The organism is Cyanobium sp. Tous-M-B4 (genome assembly GCF_024345395.1).
Lineage (GTDB): Bacteria > Cyanobacteriota > Cyanobacteriia > PCC-6307 > Cyanobiaceae > Cyanobium_A.
This window is the reverse complement of record NZ_JAGQBA010000002.1, coordinates 88,647-109,349: the sequence shown is the minus strand read 5'-3', so window position 1 is coordinate 109,349 and position 20,703 is coordinate 88,647. Positions and strand designations below refer to the sequence as shown.

The following is a 20,703-nucleotide window of genomic DNA, read 5'->3' as shown; positions in this document are numbered from 1 at the left end:
CCCGGCGGCTTCTTTTTCGCACAAAAAACAGCTCGGATTGGTCCTGCGGCGCTGACGCTGCAACCAGCAACGTTCAAGCCAGCCGTGGCCAGCTCCAGCAGTCCTCCAGTCAGCAGTTACGCGCCACCCGCGGCGCTGGCAGACCTGCACATCCTCGACTTTCTCGAGCTGGCCGGCTCCCAGGCCAAGGCCGGCGCTGCCCTGGCCATGCACCAGAGCACGGTGTGTCGCAGCCTGCAGTTGATGCAGCTGCAGTTCCGGCTAGTGCCGCGCCAGGGCTCCTCGGTGTGCCGCCACGGGCACAACACCTGCCTGCAGCACCTGCGGCTGGCCTACCGCGAGCACCGTTTGATGGAGGGGCTGCTGCGTATCGGCACCGATGTGCTGCACCAACGCCTGCTGCACGGCCTGGCCGGGATTCAGCAGGTGCCAGCGCGCTGCCGCCAGGCGGAGCACTGGGCGGAGCTGGTGCGTCATGGCCTGCTGGATGGAGCGCTGCTCAGTTCCTTCTGCCTGGAGCGCAGGCTGCTCTCAGGTCAGCTGCCGCACTGGGAGGGTCTGGTGGTGCTGCCGCTGGGCCAGCTGCGCCTGCAGTTGGTGGCCACGGCAGCTACCAGCCGCCGGGTGCTGCTGCCCCGTAGAGCTGTTGCCCCCCTGCTGCATCAGGCCGTAGCGGCCCAGGGCTATGGGGTGGAGCAGCAGCCAGCGGCCTGCCAGGAGGCTGAAGCGTGGATCAAGCGCGCCCGCGACCGGCAGTTGGCCCTGCCGATCAGCCCGGAGCTGGTTGGGCCGCACTGGTTGGAGCGGTATGGCTTGAAGCCCTTGGCTGATCAACCGGTGCTGGTGGAGCAGCTCTGGCTGCTGCTGCCCCAGGGAGCGGCCAACGGCTCTGCTGCCCGTGAAGCCGTGCGGGCACTACGCCAGCAGCTGCGTTTAGCCGAAACAATGCAAGATCCGCATGAAAACTAGTTCTGATCAGCGTTTCATTGGCTGCGGAGTGGCTGTCTTTTGCCCCGGCCTAGCGCAGACTGAAGCGAATGCGTTTGCCGTGATGGGCGGCTCTTCACTGATGGCTCCGATCGGGGGCGTGGCTGGGGTGCCTGGGCGGCAGCCATGGCAGGAGGTGCAGCGATGACCACCCGCCTGGAAGACCTCAAGCCCGACGCTCTTGTGAAGGGCCTGGTGGGCCGCGAGGCCGTCCGCATCATCACGGCCGAGATGCTGGGCGAAGCCGCCTGCAAGGTGGTTTACCGCGGGCAGGACGGCGCCCTGGGCGAGCAGCTGCTGTTCCGCAGCAATGAGGCCGACCTGGAGCTGGTGGGCGGCGGCCGCAAGTGGAGCTTCGCCGGCAGCGGTGATCTGTTCCGGCTGGTGAGCGAGGCCGAGCGGATCCAGCTGGCCTACCTGTTCGACCCCTATGTGGCGGTGAGCAGCAGCACGATCGACCCGCTGCCCCACCAGATCAGTGCGGTCTACGAGCACATGCTGCCCCGGCAGCCGATGCGCTTCCTGCTGGCCGACGACCCCGGTGCCGGCAAGACGATCATGGCCGGCTTGCTGATCAAGGAGCTGCTGATCCGCGGCGAGCTGGAGCGCTGCCTGATCGTGGCGCCGGGCTCGCTCACCGAGCAGTGGCAGGACGAGCTCAAGGAGAAGTTCGAGCTGCAGTTCGAGCTGCTCACCCGCGAGATGATCAACGCCACCGGGCTGGGCAACCCATTCGATCAGCGCCCGCTGCTGATTGCCCGGATGGACATGCTCTCGCGCGACGAGGAGCTGCAGAGCCGACTAGAGCAGGCGCCGGAATGGGACCTGGTGGTGTGCGACGAGTCGCACCGGATGAGCGCCCATTACTTCGGGAGCGAGGTGAAGCGCACCAGGCGCTACGAGATGGGCAAGCGGGTGGGCAACCACGCCCGCAACCTCCTGCTGATGACCGCCACGCCGCACAACGGCAAGGAAGAGGACTTCCAACTGTTTATGGCCCTGCTGGATGAGGACCGCTTTGCAGGTCACCAGCGCGATGCCGTGCACCGCAGCGATCCCACCGATCTGATGCGGCGGCTGGTGAAGGAAGACCTCTACACCTTTCATGGCACCAAGCTGTTCCCCGAGCGCAAGAGCTACACGGCTGAGTACGAGCTCTCCGATGCGGAGAAGGTGCTCTACGAGCGGGTGACGGACTACGTGCGCGAGGAGATGAACCGCGCCGACCGCAACGCCAACCAGCAGGGCGGCGGCAAAAAGCGGGTCAACGTGGGCTTTGCCCTGATGACCCTGCAGCGTCGTCTGGCCAGCAGCCCGTTTGCCATTCACCGCTCCCTGGAGCGACGGCGTGAGCGCCTGGAGAGCCGCCTGAAGGAGGAGCGCCTGCTACTGGAAGGGCGTGGAGCCGGAGAGCGCCTGCAGCTGGATGCCAAGTACCAGCCGGGCGGGCTGAGCGACGACGAAATCGACGACCTCTACGAAGAAGACACCGCCGGCGAGATCGAAGGCACTGAGGAGGCCTTCACCGACAACGCAACCACCGCCCAAACCCTGGCCGAGCTGGAGTTCGAGATCCAGACCCTCAAGGAGCTTGAGCAGCTGAGCCGCAAGGTGGTGGACCAGCGCACTGATGCCAAATGGCAGGAGCTGGACCGGATCCTCGATGACCCGCTGATGAAGCAGGCCAATGGTGCGCGGCGCAAGTTGGTGCTGTTCACCGAGTTCAAGGACACGCTGATGGATCTGGCCGCCAAGATCCGCGACCGTCTAGGACGGCCGGAGGCGGTGGTGGAGATCCACGGCGGGGTGGCCCGCGATCGGCGCCGCCAGATCGTGCATGCCTTCATGAACGACCCGGAGGTGGTGGTGCTGCTGGCCAACGATGCAGCCGGGGAGGGCGTGAACCTGCAGCGGGCGCACCTGATGGTGAACTACGACCTGCCCTGGAACCCCAACCGACTGGAGCAGCGCTTCGGGCGCATCCACCGGATCGGCCAGAAGGAGGTCTGCCACCTCTGGAACCTGCTGGCCAAAGACACCCGCGAGGGCGACGTGTACATCCAGCTGCTCAAGAAGCTGGAGGCCGCACGCGAGGCCCTGGGCGACAAGGTGTTCGACGTGCTCGGCCAGCTGTTCTCGGGCCGCTCGCTGCGGGAGTTGTTGATGGATGCCGTCCGCTACAACGAGCGCCCCGATGTGAAGGCCCAGCTGGAGCTGGAGATCGACGGAGCGGTGGACCAGGGCCACTTGGAGGAGCTGCTCGCGCAGCGAGCCCTGGTGCGCCAGGGCATGGATGCGGCCACGGTGGAGCAGCTGCGCCAGCAGATGGAGCGGGCGATGGCCAAACGCATCCATCCCCACTACGTGCACGACTTCTTCATCGAGGCGTTCCGGCGGCTGGGGGGCAAGGTGAACCCCCGCGAGAAGGGCCGCTACGAGATCACCTACGTGCCGCCGCTGCTGATGGATCGCAACCAGCAAATCGGGATCGGTGTACCGGTGCAGGCCCGCTACGAGCGCATCTGTTTTGAGAAGGAGCATGTGGCCGATAGCCCCCGGGCAGAGCTGGTGAGCCCCGGTCATCCGCTGCTGGAGGCCTGCATCTCGCTGGTGACAGAGCGCGATGGAGCGGTGCTGGGCCAGGGGGCGGTGCTGGTGGATGAACGCGACCTGGGCAGCGAGCCCCGGCTGCTCTTCTGCCTGGAGCACGGCCTGCAGGATGGCCGCAAGACGCGATCAGGCCAGCAGCAGTTGATCTCCAACCGGCTGCAATTCCTGGAGATCAGCCGCAGCGGGGACGTGAACCCCGCCGGATCGGCCCCGTATCTCGACTACCGGCCCTTGAAGGAGGCCGAGCAATCGCTGGTGACTCCCCTGCTGCAGGAGAGCTGGCTGGCGCAGGACTGGGATGCGGTGGTGCTCCAGCACGCCATGACCACCCTGGTGCCTCAACACCTTGAGGAGGTGAAGGCCGAGCGTCTGGAGCGGATCGCCAAGGCCAGGCGTGAAATTCAGGCGCGCATGCAGAGAGAGATCAACCACTGGAGCCGCCGCTACGCCGAACTGCAACTCCAGGAGCAGGCCGGCAAGCAGGTGCGGCTGCCGGCCAAGGTGGCGAAGGATCGCGCCGAAGTGCTGCTGAACCGTCTGGGGAAGCGGATGGTGCAGCTGGAGGCAGAGACCCAGATCACCGCCAAGGTGCCCACCCTCAAGGGCGGCGCCCTGGTGCTTCCGGTGGGGCTGCTGCTAGCGCTGCAGGGCCAAAGCGAGCCAGAAGGCGTGGACGCAGCCGCCCGCAAGCGGGTGGAACTGCTGGCGATGAACGCCGTCTTTGAAGCCGAGAAAGCCCTAGGTCGCATGCCAAAAGACGTCAGTGCCCAGCGCGGCCTTGGCTACGACATCGAATCGATCGATGACAGTGGCAATCTCTTTTTCATTGAGGTTAAGGGCCGGGCGGATGGGGCCGATTCCGTCACGCTCACGATCAATGAGGTGAATGTCGGCCGCAACTCACCCCACCGTTTCCGGTTGGCGCTGGTAAGCGTGGCTGGCGATCAGGCTTCAGCACCGGTGTACGTGAGCGGTGTCGACTGGGGCCTGCCTGGATTTGGCGACACCCAGATCACCAAAAACCTTCCACAACTGCTGGCCGCCGGGAGAGACGCCCACTGATGAAAGCGACCAAAGAACAACAAGCAGTCATCGAGCACGAACAGGGGCGAGCGGTAGTGTTCGCAGTTGCCGGTTCAGGCAAGACAACAACGGTTGTCAAGAGGATAAATCGCCTCATTGGCGAGTGCGGCCACAATCCCAAACGAATACTTGCAACGACATTTAGTCGATTTGCTCGCAATCAACTTGAACACAAGCTTGCCGATGAAGAATTCTGCGAAGGAGTTGAAGTAGCTACACTCCATGCCGTCGCCTTGCGCATAGTCAATTTCAAGACAGATCAGCTTGAGGCCCCAAGACGTTTCAATGTTGACGACAATGAACTTTCGGGATGCTTTTACAGGGCGAAGGACAGAATACGTGATGACAACGGCATCAACCCCAAAGACCATGAAATCAACAAGCAACTAATAGAAGACCTCGGGTACAGTGATTTCTCGAACTATCTCATGCAGCTCAAGGGAGATATGTTGTGCACAGATTGGATGTACGAATCGCTACCCGAGCGGGCCCGTCCATATTTTGACATTGAAACATTTCAACGAAATCAATGGCTGGAAGTTTTAATTGATACCTACGAGCACGAGAGGAGAAATTGCAAGGCGCTTGGCTTTGATGACATCATGGTTAACGCGACTGTTGGTCTAGGTTCAAACGTGGCACTGCGAGAACAGTTTGCCTCTCGCTATGAATTTGTTGTTGTAGACGAGTATCAAGACGTCAACAAAGCACAGGATATGATGCTCCAGTTCTTGGACGAGAGGTCACAGAATATGATGGTGATCGGAGATGATGACCAGACAATCTATGAATGGAGAGGCGCCAGGCCAGACTTTATTCGATCAAAGCTAAGCGACAATAGCTGGACAGACTATCGCCTAAGCAGGAATTTTAGATCGTCTCCAGGTCCGGTGATACTAGCGGCTCAAGTAATCGAGAAAAACCAGAATAGAGCCAAAAAGAAAATGATGCCGATGATGCCATTTACTGGCAAGTTGGATATCCGACGTTTTCATACAATCCGCGACCAAGCAAATGAAATAGCACAGATCGCGGAATCAGTCTATACAGAGACCGGAAGCTATGACAACATCGTGGTATTAATTAGGCAGTACGCTGAGACCCCATGCATTGAACAGGTTCTAATCGCGAAGCAGATACCGTACGAGATTCCTGATAGCAAGCCATTCTACTTCAGAAGGGAGACGGGATACATTCTTGATTATCTAACGCTTTTAATTCTCGAGCACAAGCGAATGCATAGTTGCGCCCTTGATGCAAGCGACCAAGAAGTCTACCAAAAAGCATTGCGAAAGGTTTATACGCGTCCAAAGACATACATGAAGCGCGCGGCACTTGAGGCCGTCATCAACAAGGCTCTTGGCTCGGAAAATACCAAGCCCTTAGGCGAGTTACTGGATGAATACAATGAGACGAGGCAAAATGACTCTGGCAAGCGGAGCGAAGGAGTGGATAATCTAATCGCATTCTTCTCCGCATACTCAGACAAAAGTCCCAGTGAATATACTGCAGCAAAAGCCATCTCTGATTTAGATGCGAAAACCGAGCTTCGACAGTGGATTATCGATTCCTCTGTTCATCCCCGTATTGGCCGAGTTAAGGCACAGATATTTGATGCCCTTGTCGATTACGCCGGAGACGATACGCTTGCCGCGTTCCTGGCCCAAATCGACAGGGTTAAAGCATTTAATGCAACGGAAATTCGCGGCAGGAACGAATCGAAGTTAAAAATACTTACAGTATTCAAGGCAAAAGGACTTGAGTTTCCTGTTGTGGTTGTCCCCAATATGAATAGTTCTCAGACTGATTTCCCCTCGGCGACTGGCGAAGTGACCAGTGCTCGGGAGAAGCGTTCTGCCGAGGAGGAAGAAAGACGCATATTTTATGTGGCCATGACGCGGGCCATACATGATCTACATATTTTCTATACATCGAATGAGCCGTCGCCTTATTTGACAGAGGCGGACTACAAGACTGTCGAAAGATATGTAGCCGAATGCCGGGCTATATTCAAAGGAGAGCTTTCGGCCCTTCCTGGTCAGTCAGGTAGTTATTATCTAGAGAGTCTCTTGTCATACATGCATCTCTATCAAGTTGGGAATGCATGTGCAAGGTCGTGGTCTCGTCTCCTTTCGTCCGAGACCCAGCAATCCGTCTATACGAAGGTTGTGCAGGAGATCACGTCGCATCTTGAATTGAAACCTCTAAAGACTGATGATGACCGGAGACAATCATCAATTAGGTTAAAGCTGTGGGATGATATCAATCAAAATGCCATCCGTTTTCGAGAAAAGCGACAGGATTCACCCGACGATAGTGATACGCGAGAGAGATTTGGTCCCCACTCACCAGGTGACATAGGGGTATTTGATGTGATTCTCGAAGACAACGAAACGGAGTTCGAATGATGACCGACCACCCCGTCAAACGCCGCAAGAAGATGATCGAGGTCGCCATCCCTTTGGAGGCGATCAATGCGGCATCGGCACGGGAGAAGAGCATCCGTCATGGTCACCCCAGCACCTTGCATTTGTGGTGGGCGCGGCGGCCGTTGGCAGCAGCAAGGGCGGTGATCTTCTGCCAGATGGTGGATGACCCTTCAGCAGTACCGGAGGAGTTCCCTACTGAGGAAGATCAGGAGAACGAACGGCTGCGGCTGTTTGCCCTTGTCAGTGAGCTGGTCATCTGGGAGAACACCACCAATGAACTGGTGTTGAACCGAGCTCGGGAAGAAATCAAGCGGAGCTGGCGGCGGGCCTGCGATGACAACTCTAATCACCCACAGGCAGCAGAGCTCTTTAATCCAGACAAGCTGCCCGGCTTCCACGATCCATTTGCAGGCGGCGGAGCTTTGCCCCTGGAGGCGCAGCGGCTTGGGCTGGAGGCCTGCGCCAGTGATCTGAACCCGGTGGCAGTCCTCATCAACAAGACAATGATCGAGATTCCAGGGCTGGTTCGTGACGCCAAACCTGTCAATCCTGACTCAGTCAAAAAGTTGTCACTTAATAATTACACAAAGGCGGAAGGGCTTGCCGAGGATGTGGCTTATTACGGCAAGTGGATTGGGAGCGAAGCAAGGCGGAGGCTGGAATACCTCTATCAAAGTGTTGAAGTCACTGATGAGCTAATACTAGATCCAGGGAATCCCAGGAAAGATTTAGCAAAATACAAAGGCCGCTGCCTGCCTGTAATTGCCTGGCTATGGGCTAGGACAGTAAAAAGCCCTAACCCAGCATTTCAAGGGATTGATGTTCCACTGGCTTCAACTTTCCTGCTTTCAACTAGCGGCAAAAACCACGCCTATATTGTGCCAATTGTCGACAGCGACGGTTATCGCATTACTGTCTGTGCTGGCTCACCACCAGACCCCCAATTGACAAAAACTGGATTGTCAGCAGGAAAGTGGAATGCATTTAAATGCCTAATGTCGGGCTCCCCGATTTCCTATGATTATATTCGTGCCGAAGGTGTTGCGGGCCGAATGGGCTTGCGCTGCCTAGGGGTTGTTGTTCAGGGCGACAAAGAAAGGGTTTACCTGCCGCCATCTGCAAGTTGCAATGCAGAGCAAGAAATAACGAGCCCAGGCTGGTTTCCAGAGCTTGAGATAAATCATCACCCTAGAGACATCAAGACTCAAATTTATGGCATTACCAAGCATGGCCAGTTGTTTACGCCTAGGCAACTGGCTCTACTATCAACATTGGGAGACCTTGTTGGCGAGGCGAACAAGGCTATTTCCATAGATGCGCAATCTGCTGGGATGAGCAAAGCTGAAGCTTGCCACTATTCGGGTTATGTCTGCACATACCTTGGTCAAGTAGTATCAAAGATGACTTCTTATCACTGCACGCTTGGACTATGGAGGGCTAATCAAGGAAAAAGTGGGCGTGCTTTTGGAAGGCAAGCAATACCTATGGTATGGGACTTCCCCGAGTGCAGCCCCTTTGCTGGCGCTGGTGGGGATTGGGATGGAATGTGTGAGGACTCTGCAAAAGTTATTCGTCATCTTGGCAAAGGAGCAAAGGGAGTGTCCAATCAACACCCTGCTCAACTTCTTAATCCCCATATTAAAACACCAACAATTATCAGCACCGACCCTCCGTATTATGACAATGTCGGATACGCCGACCTCTCGGATTTTTTCTATGTTTGGCTGCGTAGAAGCTTAAGCGGCATCTATCCAGATCTTTTTGCCACAATGGCGGTCCCCAAAGCGGAGGAGCTTGTAGCTACTCCCTACAGACATGGAGGGAAAGAAAGCGCTGATCATTTCTTTCTTGAAGGAATGATTAATGCAATGAGGGCGATACTAAACGAAGCCCACCCAGTTTTTCCATGTACAATTTACTACGCTTTTAAGCAGGCAGAAGCAAAAAGTAATTTAGGGTTTGCCAGCACGGGCTGGGAGAGCTTTTTGGAGGCGGTTATTACTGCAGGTTTTGAAATCACAGGAACCTTGCCAATAAGGACCGAGCAGTCAAGCGCACTTAAGTCCAATTATAATTCACTCGCTTCAAGTATTGTCCTGGTTTGCAATAAACGCTCCGAGACCGCTCTCAATCTAACGCGGAGTGAATTTCGGCGAGAGCTTAAATATTTCTTGCCCAAGGCTCTTAAGCAGCTTGAACGTGCAAATATCGCCCCTGTTGATGTCGCTCAAGCTGCTATTGGGCCTGGCATGGCGATCTACAGCAGTGCCAGGGCCGTGCTCAACCCCGATGATAGCCCCATGAGCGTGCGGGAGGCCCTAATCGAGATCAACGCCGCCCTCGATGAGTACCTCTCCCAGGACGAAGGCGATCTCGACGCTGATAGCCGCTTTGCCCTCACCTTCTTTGAGAGCTACGGCTATGAAGAGCGCTCCTATGGGGATGCTGAAGGTTTAGCCATTGCTCGCAACCTCTCCGTTGATGGGGTTGCAGAGGCTGGAATCCTCTCCTCCTTGGCTGGGAAGGTGCGGCTCTACCAGCGCGCCCAACTTCCAGAGGGTTGGGATCCCACCACCGATCGTCGTCTCTGCGTTTGGGAGGCAACTCAGCATCTGATCAAGCGACTAGAAGCGAACGGGGAAAGCGCTGCCGCTGAGCTACTGCTTCAGCTCAAGAATGTCTCCGGCCACGGTGATCTCGCCACCAATTGCCGTGCCCTTGCCTATCGCCTCTACAACCACTGCGAGAAGAAGAAACAAGCAGAAGAAGCCCGCTCCTACAACGGCCTGGTGATCGCCTGGCCTGAGCTGGAGCGCCTTGCATCAGCTTCCTCCACCAGCTCGTCTGCGCCCCTTCAGACCACCCTGATCTGATCCAAACCCCATGGCTCTCTCCAACCGCGACCGCATCGGCAAGGCCCTGGATCAGCTCCGGGATGGCCTGCTGCCCTACCTCAGCCGTGAGCTCTACCAGGGCCTCGGCACTAATTGGCAAGACAACCTGCCGCCCCAGGCCAGCAACCTGCAAGACGTCTCGGTACTGCTGGGCCTGTTCATGGAGCACTGGGGGGCGGTCTTCAAGAGGTTGCTGAGTCAGTCGGATCGGGCCTATGTGAGTGAGCTCAAGGAGGCCCGCAACAAGTGGGCCCATTCCGAACCATTCTCCTCCGACGACGTCGACCGCTACCTCGACACCGCCGTTCGTCTCTGCCGCAACATCAGCGCCCCCGAGCAGGCAGAAGCAATCCGCGGCCTGCGGGAAGAGCTGCAGCAGGTGGTGTTCTCCGAGCGTGCTCGCAACCGCACCCGCTATCAGGCCACCACCGAAAGCCAAACCAAAGCAGGTCTCGTTCCCTGGCGCGATGTGATCACCCCCCACCCGGATGTGATCTCCGGTAAATACCAGCAGGCCGAGTTCGCCGCCGACCTCGATCAGGTGCGTCGCGGGCTCGGGACCCCCGAATACACCGATCCGATTGAGTTCTACCGCCGCACTTTCATCACCTCCGGCATGCGCGACCTGTTGCGTCGCTCCCTGCAGCGGCTCAATGGCCAGGGCGGCGATCCGGTGATCGAGCTGCAGACCAACTTCGGTGGCGGCAAAACCCACTCGATGCTCTCGCTCTACCACCTCTGCTCTGGCACTCCCCTGGCCAGTCTTCCCGGCCTCGATGAGGTATGTACGGAGGTTGGCATCCATTCGGTGCCCAAGGCTTCACGCGCCGTGCTGGTGGGCACGGCCTTCAGTCCGGCAGAAGCAAGCACCAAGCCCGATGGCACCGTGGTCAACACCCTCTGGGGTGAGCTGGCCTATCAGTTGGGCGGTGCCGAAGGCTATGCCCGCATCGCCAACAGCGATCAGCAGCGCGTTGCCCCAGGCGCCCAGGATCTGGCTGCTCTGTTCAGCTCCACTGCCCCCTGCCTGATCCTGGTGGATGAGTGGGTGGCCTATGCCCGCAACCTGGTCAGCAATCCCAACCTACCCGCCGGCACCTTTGATTCCCAGGTGTCCTTCGCGCAGGCGCTCACAGAAGCGGCCAAGCAGGTGCCAAATGTGTTGCTTCTTATCTCCGTGCCCCAGAGCACCAATGAGATCGGTGGCAGCGATGGCGAAAAAGCCCTCGATGGTCTGCGCAATGTCGTCAACCGCATTGCCTACGAATGGCGTCCCGCCAGCGGCAATGAGGGCTTTGAGATCGTCAGGCGCCGCCTGTTCGACACCATCACCAACAACGAAGGTGGAGCCGCCCGCGATGCGGTTGTGAGGGCCTTCAGCGATCAATACGCCAACAACAAAAACGAGTTCCCCTCCGAAACCTGCGAACCCGGCTACCGCGATCTACTCACCGCCGCCTACCCAATCCACCCGGAGCTGTTCAAGCGGCTCTACGACGACTGGAGCACCCTCGATCGCTTCCAGCGCACGCGCGGCGTGTTGCGACTGCTGGCCAAAACCATCGAAGGCCTCTGGAACGGCAACAGCAAAGATCTGTTGATCATGCCCAGCTCGGTACCGATTGACGATGCCGATGTCAAAAACGAGCTGCTGCGCTATCTCGACAACCAGTGGGAGCCGATCATTTCTCAGGACGTGGACGGTCCAGATTCCACCCCCGCCCGGCTCGATAGTGAAAACCCCAACTTCGGGCGAGTAAGTGCCTGCAAGCGCGTGGCCCGCAGCCTCTACATCGGTACCGCCCCCGATGCGGAAACAGAGAGACCCGGCATCGGCGATCAGCGGGTCAAGCTGGCCTGCGTAATGCCAGGCGAACCGATCGCCACCTTCGGGGATGCCCTGCGCCGCCTCGGCGATCGCGGCCGCTTCATTCAGCAGGACGGTGACCGCTACTGGATCGATACCCGTCCCAACCTCAACCGGACCGCCGAGGACTATCGCGAGAGCTACCTGCGTCAGCGCCAGGAGCTGAACGCCGAGCTCAACACCCGCCTGGCCAAGGAGGCGAGCAGCCGTGGTGAATTCGCGGGCCTCCATGCTGCTCCCGTCGATGGCAGCGCCGTGCCCGATGAGCCCTCCACCCGGTTGGTGCTCTTGGCGGCGGAGCACACCCACCGCAAGGGGGTGGAGTTCAGTGCGGCGCGCCAGTGGGCTACTGCCTGTCTACAGAGCAAGGGCAACAGCCCACGGCAGTACGCCAACACCCTGGTGTTCCTGGCCCCCGATGAAGACACCATCGAAAACCTCTTCCAGGCCCTGGCCGATCGCCGCGCCTGGCAGCGCATCACCGACAACGCCCTGGAGCTGAATCTCAGCGTGGCCCAGAAGGAGCAGGCGATCAAGAAGGTGGAGGAAGCCACCACAGCCGTCGCCAGCCGCATCCCTGAAACCTGGTGCCACCTCCTGATCCCTTACCAGCAGGCCCCAGGCCCCAACGGTGCCCAGTGGGATGAGAAGAAGCTCAGCAGTGGCAAGGGCAGCCTTGGCCAGCGCAGCAGTGAGAAGTGCGAGCAGGAAGACCTCCTGTTCCGTTCCCTCGGTGCCCGCCGCCTCCGCGACGACCTCAACCGCTTCCTCTGGGTGGAAAAGCCCCACGTCCGCGTGCGTGATCTGGTCGACTGGTGCCGCAAGTACCTGTATCTGCCGAGGGTGAGCACCGATCAGGTGATCCTCGACGCATTGATCAACCCCTCTGCTGCCCTCAGTGGTGAGAGCACCTTCCATCTGGCCGATGGCTTCGATGAGGCCAGCGGCCGCTACAGCGGCCTGAGGCCGCAGCAGGCATCCAGCACTCAGCCCAGCAGCCTCACCGGCTACATCGTCAAAGATGAGGTGGCCCTGGCTCAGATCGAAGCGGATCGAGCCAAGCCGATGGATCCACCGCCACCCGGCCCAGGTGCCGGTGAAGGCAAGGGCACACAGAAGCCGTACACAAATGAAGGAACGGGATCAACAGGGCCTGGTGGGGTTGCACCACCGACTCCGCCACAACCGCCCGTTCCACCCAAAGCCCAGCTGCCCACGCGCTACGTGGCTTCTGTGAAACTCGATCCCACCAGGGCCAGCCTGCAGATGAGCGCCTTCGTGGAGGAGGTCATGTCCCACCTCCAGGCCCTGCCCGGAGTTCAGATCGAGATGACCCTGGAGGTGCAGGTCAACGCCCCCGGCGGCATCGACGAGCAAACCGCACGGATTGTGCTGGAGAACTCAGCGGCGCTGAAGGTCGATAAGCCTGGGTTGTATTGAGTACCGTAAAAGCTAATAAGATCACGATGATGATTCATGGACAACGAGATTTCCATCCCCGTCCCTCCCGTCTTGGAAGACGAAGAAGGGGAAGTTGACCTCATTGATTATCTAGAGAGTTATGCAGAGGAGCTCTCGCCAGCCTTTGATTTGAAGGTCGATGATGGTGATTGCCGAACGAGCTACGTAGACCACCAAATCACGCATGCATCACTGACTGACGGCGGAGTTTTGATTGAATATGAAATTTTGACTCACACTTATTATGGTTGCAAGGATATGGACAGCGATGGCTCAGTTTGTAGAAACTTTTCTGGAGTGAGAAGCGGGGCTCATTGGGTATTCAAGCCAAGTCTTTCACTGGATCCAAGGTCCACCTTTGAAGAGTTCTAGTTCTGATTCGGGCGGCGCGAGGGCTTGACCCCGCCCCATTGGTATTGGGGCCTGCGCTGGGTACGCCATAGCCACGCTTTGCCTTCCCGCTCACAGCCCTATTCACCTGCATGCCGCCCGCCGGCTGCACTTCTCCGCCAGCAGCGATGGCTTGCTGCTCTGGCTTTCAGAGGAGTGCTGGTGCCGCGGGCTGATTCGGCTGGCAGCCCTGCTGGATGATCTGCTCACCGAGCGTCAGGCGGAGCAGCCTGAGGCCCCTGCAGAACCCGAGCTCGAGGCTCTTTTGCCCTTCTGATGGCTGGGGGCTACGGCCCCTAATGCCTGCTCCGCTTTGGGGGGGGCTTGCTCGGGGCCTCTCCAGTCTGAGGCCCTCCTGCGGTCGGGCCTCCGCTGGGATCGGTCCCGTCGCTGCGCCGCTCTCGGCGCCGATCGTCATGGCCACACGCTCTGCTGCAGGCAACCCGGCTTCCGCGGAATCGCCGTTCTGCCGGCCTATCGCACCGGAAGGTGCGTTCTGCAAACCAGAAGAAGATCCGTTCCTGCTGCTGGAATCCACGCTCCGCTCCGTGCAGGAGATTCTGCTGCGGCGGCGCGGGCTGGCGCTGCGGCGCACCTGGATTGAGCAGCCCTATGGAGAAGAGGAGATCACCCTGCTGGAGGAACAGGTGATTCCCGCGATCCAGCAGTGCCTGGCTCGCATTGATGAGCTCGATGAGCGGCTGCTGGCCGAGCAGGAGCTGCTGCGGCGCTCCCAGCTCGAGGCGCAGCGCCGGCTGATGCTGGCCTGAGCCCATCCCGGCCCGGCGGGCGTGATCAGCACGCAGCACCGGGCCTCAGCTCAGCACGTACACATCACCGCTGGTTTGATCCAGATACAGATCACCCGGCACAGATCCGGGCACGGTTGTGGGTGCGCCACTGCCGGTGAACCAGCCGGTGCCGCGGTTGCCATGGGGCCCGGCAGGACCCTCTACTCCCTGCAGGCCCTGGGGGCCGGGCTCTCCCTGCAGGCCTTGCGGTCCCTGTGGGCCGGCGATGCCTTGGGGTCCCTGGATCGACCCCCCATCCACCCAGGTGCTGCTGGTGGCGTCCCAGACGCGGAAGGAGTCATCCGCTTGCACGATGTAGGCATCGCCCTGGGCTGCATCGGCGGGCAGGTCTGCCACGGTGGCCACATGCCCCTTGAAGGTGATGCCCAGGCCCGGAGCACCCTGGATGCCCTGCTGGCCCTGCGGTCCTTCCGGGCCGGCAACGCCCTGCATACCCGCTGGTCCCTGTGGGCCTTGCACGCCCTGGGCGCCATCGGCACCGGGTTGGCCCTGTACCCCCTGAGGTCCCTGCGGGCCGGGATCCCCTTGCGGGCCCTTGAGCGAACCGGAGGGAATCCAGGCCATGGGAGAGCAACGGCCCTGTGGCCGGCGAGAGCACACCCCCTATTGCCGTTGTTGCGCGCGTCTGAGCCCGGCTCAGTGCTGCAGCACCTGCCACCAGGAGCCCCGCATCACCGTCACCGCGGTGCCGGCCACTTCTGAGCGGAAACGCAGGCTGAGGTTGCCGGCATTGGCGCCGTTCTCCACCGTGCCGCTCACCTGGGCCCTGAGCACCGAACTTCCGGCGGAGGTGGTGCCGATCAGGGGCGTGTCGTAGCTGCTGGCGGTGAGGTTGCGAAAGCTGGTGAGCGATTCACCGGTCACCAAGTTGTGGATCACCGCCTGCGGTGTGGCGGGGCCTGAGAGGGTGGTCACAAGGCCGGTGTTGTTGGCGCCGCTGGAGAAGTAGAGCTCCGCCGAAAAGGAGAGCACCTGTTGCGCCGCCAGCGGTGTGCTGAACAGGCTGAGCCAGCTGGTGTTGGAGGTAGTGCTGAGTGCCGCCGGTAGCCGCGCCACCCGCAGAAGCGAGGGGCCCTTGAGGTTGGTGCTGCGTGTCCAGGGCATGGCCGTACGCCTGCGGTCCAGCTGGCCGCTCGAAGGGGTCGGCTGCTATTGCCGCCTCAATTCAGCAGCTGGTCTGGCCCTGTAGGCCAGTCAGTGCGAGGATGGGCTCAAGGAGGTCGAAACCATGGCCGCAGTAGATCAAGAGCTTCTGAGACTGCGCGCTCTGGCTCGCCGTCGGCCGCTGCAGCAGCGGATCATTCGATCTGTGGCGAGCTCCACGGCGATCGAGACCCGTCAGTCGATCAGCAGCATCGAGGCCAAGCTGCTCTCCACACCGCAGGTGGTCGTCAATCGGCGGCTGATAACAATCGCCTGAAGAGCTGCTGCATCGGCTCAAGGTCGCGTCCATGACCGGCTTGGATCGCCGCGAAATACTCCCCTGGACTTCGATCCCATTCCGTGTAGTCCAAGGGGCCGATCTCGGCTTGAAAAGCCATCACGTCGCACAGAAGCCGTGCAATGCGTCCATTGCCTTCGCGGAAAGGGTGAATCAAGATCAGCTCAACATGCACTGAACTCAGCGCATAAAGCAGCTCATCGATGCTCGTTGGCCTGCATGGTGTTAAGACATCGAGTTGCTGCTGTTGGTACTCAAGCAACAGATCAGGAATAAAGAGAGCCGGTGCAAAGAGGAAGCCATCTTTGCTGACATTGACACTCCTCTCAGCTCCTGCCCATGTGTAAATGTTCTCCAACCAACGGCTGTGCCATGAAGTCAGCATCGCCGTCGTCAGCCTGCCCTGGTAGGCGGGATCACTCAGCACCGCTTGGTAGAGCTGGCGCAGAAGCCCCTGCTCAACGTTGGCCATTTCCTCTGGATCGGTGATACCCAGAAGGTTTCGCAACACCAGTCCATTGGAGCTTGGTTCGCACTCAGCTTCTGCGCCAACGACGCGGTAGCGGCTCATGCAGGCTCCCGTTCGGCGTCATCTTCCCGTGTTCCGCTCCCGCTGGCCTCAAGCGGTCAACGTATAGAGATCACCGCTGCGGATGTCGAGGTAAAAGTCGCCCGCTTGGGCATCAGGCAGCACACCGGGTGGCCCCTCGCCGCTCCACCAGCGGGTGCCGCCGCCACTGCCCGGCGGGGTGGCCCAGAGGCCGTCGGCCCGCAGGAAGCGGGTGCTGGAGCCATCGCTGGCGGGTACGCCGCCGCTGCTGGTGCCGCCACTCCAGCGCTGCAGTTGCCATTGCTCGCGGCGCCGGCCATCAAAGGGTTCGCCCAGCAGGCCGCTGCCGGGGATCAGCGGTTGAATCGCCCCCGGCGGCAGGGGTGGCGGTGGCGGCCAGATCGGGCAGCCCAGCAGATGCACCGCCAGCTCGGCGCTGATGCCGCTGCCGCTCAGTTCTGCCGAAACCTGCCAGTCCTGGGCGCAGGCGTAGGCATGGCGCAGCCGCGGCGCGTTGTCGCCGCTGGGCCAGGGCCAGGTCTCAACGCTGCCGTCACCCCAATCAAGCGTCAGCGCCGTTGGCAGCGGTGGCCGGGCCTGGAGTAGCAGCAACACCGCGCTGCTGCCAGCCGGGTCCTGCGGCACGGGTGCCGCCGGCAGCCAGACCAGCTCCAGCGGTGCGGCGGGGACTGGAGCGCGGCGGTAGCCCTGCTGCTCCCAGCGGCTCACCTCCACGGGAGGCACCCACACGCTCTCGCCAGGGCAGCCACAAGGCGGCAGCAGCCGGATCAGCTGCGGGCTGGCTGCCGAGCCGCCACTTGCAGTGGGACTGCTGGCAGCCAGGCGCGGGGCCATTGTCTGGGGTGTTGCGCCGGCCAGAGGGGTTCGCCAGGGACCGATTGCTATTGCCGATTCCCGAGCAGAATGGACCGATGACCATCGCCAGCACGGGCACACCCAGCATCCGCGAGCGGCTTGAGACGCTCCGGCCTGCCGTATTGGAGGTTGCCCAGCGCTATGGGGCCTCCAACCTGCGGGTGTTCGGCTCTGTGGCCCTCAATCAGGAGCATGAGGACAGCGACCTCGATCTGCTGGTCGATTTGCCGCCAAGTCAGTCATTGCTGGCGTTGGTGGGTATGGGTCAGGAGCTAGAGCAACTGCTTGGTTGTCCGGTTGATGTGGCCGAGCCCGATTCGCTCCATCCGCTGATTCGCTCTGAAGTCCTGCAGCAGGCCGTGGGTCTGTGAACAAGGACCGCCTCTACCTGGAAAGCATTCGCGATTGCCTTGAGCGCATCGCCGAGTACACAGAGCCCGGGGAAGCCGCATTTCTGGCATCGCGCCTGATTCAGGACGGTGTGATTCGCAATCTGGAAGTCATCGGCAAGGCCACCAAGAACCTCAGTGAAGACCTGAGGGCTGCCAATCCCTCCATCCCCTGGCGGCAGATCGCAGGGATGCGAGACGTGCTGATTCACGACTACCTCAAAGTCAATCTCAGCCGGGTCTGGCGAACCGTCGAGAGCGATCTGCCGCCGCTGGATGCAGCCGTGCAGCGACTGCTCCAGCAGGACTCCCCTCAACTGTGAAGCGGCCGCTGCCCGCCTCTTACAGCAGCGGGTCGTCGAGCAGCAGCGCCTCGCCTGTGGCGCTGGTCTCCAGCTCCCAGGTGGCCACTGGCTTGGACTCGGCGACGTCTGGGGTTGGTTCGACTGTGCTCGCCTCTGGCGTTACTGCGGCCAGCGGTGCCTCGATCACTGCTGCAGGCGCTGTCGGCTGCGGCGTGATCTGAACGCCGGTGGCGGCAGCGATCAGGGTCCAGCCCTGCTGCTGCCAGCCGCTCAGGTGCACCGGCCAGATGAAGCGCTCCTGGCTGCCGTCGCTGATGCGCACCAGGCCGGCCGGAACGGTGGGATCCACCAGGTCGTGGCGGGTCGCCGTGGCTGGTGCCACTTCGATCGCGGTGGGCTGCGCCGGCAGCAGCTCGGCTGCCGGTTCCTCTGCGGGGCTGGTGGAGCGTTTGCGGGCCATGGGCTCAGGCCGCGATGGTGGCCGTCAGACCCACGTGCATGCCCGCCGGTGTGGTCGGGGTCACGAGCGCCTTGGCGAAACACACCGCCGGCAGATCGAGGTTGGGCAGATCCGCCGGTGTGATCTGGATGTCATGGCCGGAGAGGAATGCCTCCACCCGCCCACCTTCTGCCGGTAGGGCAACGCGGACAGCACTGATCCAGCTGCCGGTGGTGCCATCGCGCAGCACCGGTGCCAGCAGCAACTCCACCTCCACCGCGGCAGGCGCGCCGGGATGGGAGGCCACCAGCGAGAAGCGGGAGGCCGCATCGAGCTTGGTGTTCAGCAGCACCTCCTCACCGGAGAGGAAGGTGTGCTCGCTGTTGCGGATGGCGCTGCGGTTCGTCCACCCCACCAGGGTGGTCTCCGCATCGATCAAGGGGTTGCCGTTTGTGAGGGCCATGGCTCAGGCAGCGGGGGTGATGTTGAACAGACGGCCGGCGGCGCGGGGCTGCAGCACGGCAAAGCCCACGTACCAATCCACGCGGGTGCGGAACACCGGGGCATCGGGCACCTCGCCCAGGTCCCGCACCGAGATGCCGTAGCGGCCCTGGAACGGGCCCTGCAGGCCGGTCACGCCCTGATCGCCAAAGGTGCAGCAGTAGATCGAGCTGGTGCCGCCCGCTTCGTCGTAGCCCATCACCTCGACGCCCTGGGCATCGCGGTCGACGGTGAGGATGTCGCAGTCCTGGTAGCGATGCACCGTCATCCCGTAGGAGTTGGTGCTGGTCTGGTAAACGCCGCCGCCGATGGAGGCGCGGGCGAGGGCATTGAGCTGGCGGCGCATCGCCTTGCTCATCACCAGCACCTTGCTGCCGCCATAGGCATTCACCGAATCGATCAGCTCATCGAGCCGATCGAAGTTCAGCGGTGCACCGGGGATAGCGCCGGAGGCGTTGTTGATCGCCATTGGGTTGCCGGGCGGCAGCCGCTTGCTCAAGCCGTCAAAGGCGCGGGGGTTGCTGGCGGTGTCGCCGTTGATCACGGTCGCCTCCAGCGTCAACCGCATCGAGCGCACCTTCATCTCGATCTGGCTGGCGCGGGCCTCCGGGCCCATCAGGTCCACGATCGAGCGGTCCACATCCACGTCACCGCCAAAGAGGTGCACCGCTTCTGCGCGCTGGTCCACCACGCCGTAGCTCTGGGTGTAGCCCTCGTTGACGGCGCGGAAGCCCACCGAGGGCAGTTCCTGCTCGGCGGAATAGAAGAGGCCGCTGCCGGCGATGTTCATGAACGGCAGCCGGGCGAGCAGTTCGCCCTCCGAGAAGGTCTTGAGCACAGCGAGGTGCTCAAGCCGGTGCTCGTATTTGGCTGCCTCGATGAGGGTGAGGCCCATGGCACAGGTGGGGCCAGGCCCCAGTGATGTCAGGGGCTATTGCCGAGCCCCCAACCCTGCCTCAAGGAGCACTGCAAAGCGGATCACTTCTCATTGCAGGGTTGGAGCAGGTCTCGGCCAAACGGATGCGTCTCCGTAGCTCGGCATCGTTCTTGCCCAGCACAGTGAAGTGGGAGATCGCTCGAGTCCGTCCAGGCTCGCTGTGGACCCAGGTGGTGTAGTTGAAGCGATTGCCGGCATAAAACACGCTGACCTGACTGGATCCACCACCAGGTTCGTGGATTGTTTTCAGGGCGTCTGAGCGTATGAAGTCCTCCAACACCTCGACGCCAAAGACCTCGGCAATCAGAAGGTGCCCCAGGTCATTACCGCTTTTCTGAAAGATGACCTGACCAGAGCAGCGGTAGGGATCGCGTTCACAAGCCTCTGGTCTGTAGTCGATGGTTTCGCTTTCGGAGATGCGGTCGCTGTTCAAGAATGCGCTGAACGCGAGGCTCCCTCCTGCCGCAGAACCCTGGGAGCTGAGGTCTGGATAGCCATCGGTGTATTTCCGCTCTGCTTTTGGTCTGGGAAGAATGTGAGTGGCTGCACGCCAGTTCCGCAGCAGTTCACTGCTGCTTTCTCCCGGCAACGCCTGAACGGGCTGCCGGTCGACCAGTCCAAAGGTCAGGACAGCCGCCGCTACAACCAGAGCTGAGCATGGCTTTCGCCTGGTTGCAACAGGCATCTTGCATAGAAGCGCTGTCATGACCGTAGAGCTGCGGCACGGCAACA

At 60.8% G+C, this 20,703-nt stretch carries 19 protein-coding genes; 11 read left to right on the top strand and 8 right to left on the bottom strand.

The window, feature by feature from the left end; all coding sequences use genetic code 11:
- The first annotated feature begins 84 nt into the window (after nt 1–84).
- From KBY73_RS03595 to KBY73_RS03560, 8 genes are all read left to right on the top strand, one after another.
- A complete protein-coding gene (locus KBY73_RS03595; RefSeq protein WP_254935741.1) occupies nt 85–969 on the top strand; it encodes a hypothetical protein in 885 nt (294 codons plus the stop codon).
- Nucleotides 970–1,131: 162 nt separating this feature from the next.
- Entirely contained in the window at nt 1,132–4,659 is a 3,528-nt protein-coding gene (locus KBY73_RS03590) for a protein NO VEIN domain-containing protein (RefSeq protein ID WP_254935740.1), read from the top strand.
- Entirely contained in the window at nt 4,659–7,088 is a 2,430-nt protein-coding gene (locus KBY73_RS03585; protein ID WP_254935739.1) for an ATP-dependent helicase, read from the top strand. Before KBY73_RS03590 ends, KBY73_RS03585 begins: the two co-directional genes overlap by 1 nt.
- A complete protein-coding gene (locus KBY73_RS03580; protein WP_254935738.1) occupies nt 7,085–9,982 on the top strand; it encodes a DUF1156 domain-containing protein in 2,898 nt (965 codons plus the stop codon). Before KBY73_RS03585 ends, KBY73_RS03580 begins: the two co-directional genes overlap by 4 nt.
- 10 nt (nt 9,983–9,992) lie before the next feature.
- The gene (locus KBY73_RS03575) at nt 9,993–13,310 is read left to right on the top strand and encodes a DUF499 domain-containing protein (RefSeq protein WP_254935737.1); all 3,318 of its coding nucleotides are present in this window, start codon (nt 9,993–9,995) and stop codon (nt 13,308–13,310) included.
- A gap of 36 nt (nt 13,311–13,346) precedes the next feature.
- A complete protein-coding gene (locus KBY73_RS03570) occupies nt 13,347–13,703 on the top strand; it encodes a hypothetical protein (protein WP_254935736.1) in 357 nt (118 codons plus the stop codon).
- Between the two features lie 151 nt (nt 13,704–13,854).
- Nucleotides 13,855–13,998: a hypothetical protein gene (locus tag KBY73_RS03565; protein WP_254935735.1), complete on the top strand. Its 144-nt coding sequence runs from the start codon at nt 13,855–13,857 to the stop codon at nt 13,996–13,998.
- 139 nt (nt 13,999–14,137) lie between these two features.
- Nucleotides 14,138–14,491: a hypothetical protein gene (locus KBY73_RS03560; RefSeq protein ID WP_254935734.1), complete on the top strand. Its 354-nt coding sequence runs from the start codon at nt 14,138–14,140 to the stop codon at nt 14,489–14,491.
- 45 nt (nt 14,492–14,536) lie between these two features.
- Here KBY73_RS03560 and KBY73_RS03555 read toward each other — a convergent pair whose 3' ends face one another.
- Complete coding sequence (locus KBY73_RS03555) at nt 14,537–15,097, bottom strand: collagen-like protein (RefSeq protein ID WP_254935733.1); 561 nt, start codon at nt 15,095–15,097, stop codon at nt 14,537–14,539.
- Between the two features lie 72 nt (nt 15,098–15,169).
- The gene (locus KBY73_RS03550) at nt 15,170–15,637 is read right to left on the bottom strand and encodes a hypothetical protein (protein ID WP_254935732.1); all 468 of its coding nucleotides are present in this window, start codon (nt 15,635–15,637) and stop codon (nt 15,170–15,172) included.
- 124 nt (nt 15,638–15,761) lie between these two features.
- Between KBY73_RS03550 and KBY73_RS03545 the strand changes: the two genes are divergently transcribed.
- Nucleotides 15,762–15,953, top strand: a complete 192-nt coding sequence (locus KBY73_RS03545; RefSeq protein WP_254935731.1) for a hypothetical protein — start codon at nt 15,762–15,764, stop codon at nt 15,951–15,953.
- On the opposite strand, the gene KBY73_RS03540 is transcribed toward KBY73_RS03545, so the two are convergent.
- Together KBY73_RS03540 and KBY73_RS03535 are read right to left on the bottom strand one after the other, a co-directional pair.
- Nucleotides 15,925–16,545 carry a Fic family protein gene (locus KBY73_RS03540; RefSeq protein ID WP_254935730.1) on the bottom strand — a complete coding sequence of 207 codons (621 nt, stop codon included), beginning with the start codon at nt 16,543–16,545 and terminating at the stop codon, nt 15,925–15,927. The genes KBY73_RS03545 and KBY73_RS03540 overlap by 29 nt on opposite strands.
- Nucleotides 16,546–16,593: 48 nt before the next feature.
- Entirely contained in the window at nt 16,594–17,379 is a 786-nt protein-coding gene (locus KBY73_RS03535; protein WP_254935729.1) for a hypothetical protein, read from the bottom strand.
- Between the two features lie 77 nt (nt 17,380–17,456).
- Here KBY73_RS03535 and KBY73_RS03530 point away from each other — a divergent pair, with 77 nt between their 5' ends.
- Both KBY73_RS03530 and KBY73_RS03525 read left to right on the top strand, forming a co-directional pair.
- The gene (locus KBY73_RS03530; RefSeq protein WP_106502187.1) at nt 17,457–17,771 is read left to right on the top strand and encodes a nucleotidyltransferase family protein; all 315 of its coding nucleotides are present in this window, start codon (nt 17,457–17,459) and stop codon (nt 17,769–17,771) included.
- Nucleotides 17,768–18,112: a DUF86 domain-containing protein gene (locus tag KBY73_RS03525; protein WP_254935728.1), complete on the top strand. Its 345-nt coding sequence runs from the start codon at nt 17,768–17,770 to the stop codon at nt 18,110–18,112. Before KBY73_RS03530 ends, KBY73_RS03525 begins: the two co-directional genes overlap by 4 nt.
- Before the next feature lie 19 nt (nt 18,113–18,131).
- Here the strand turns inward: KBY73_RS03525 and KBY73_RS03520 are convergent, their stop codons facing one another.
- The 4 genes from KBY73_RS03520 to KBY73_RS03505 all read right to left on the bottom strand — a co-directional run bounded on the left by KBY73_RS03520 (nt 18,132) and on the right by KBY73_RS03505 (nt 20,677).
- The gene (locus tag KBY73_RS03520; RefSeq protein ID WP_254935727.1) at nt 18,132–18,554 is read right to left on the bottom strand and encodes a hypothetical protein; all 423 of its coding nucleotides are present in this window, start codon (nt 18,552–18,554) and stop codon (nt 18,132–18,134) included.
- Between the two features lie 4 nt (nt 18,555–18,558).
- Complete coding sequence (locus KBY73_RS03515; protein WP_254935726.1) at nt 18,559–18,996, bottom strand: hypothetical protein; 438 nt, start codon at nt 18,994–18,996, stop codon at nt 18,559–18,561.
- A 3-nt stretch (nt 18,997–18,999) separates the two neighbouring features.
- The gene (locus KBY73_RS03510) at nt 19,000–19,929 is read right to left on the bottom strand and encodes a major capsid protein (protein WP_106502084.1); all 930 of its coding nucleotides are present in this window, start codon (nt 19,927–19,929) and stop codon (nt 19,000–19,002) included.
- A gap of 61 nt (nt 19,930–19,990) precedes the next feature.
- Nucleotides 19,991–20,677, bottom strand: a complete 687-nt coding sequence (locus KBY73_RS03505) for a hypothetical protein (RefSeq protein WP_254935725.1) — start codon at nt 20,675–20,677, stop codon at nt 19,991–19,993.
- Between the last annotated feature and the right edge of the window lie 26 nt (nt 20,678–20,703).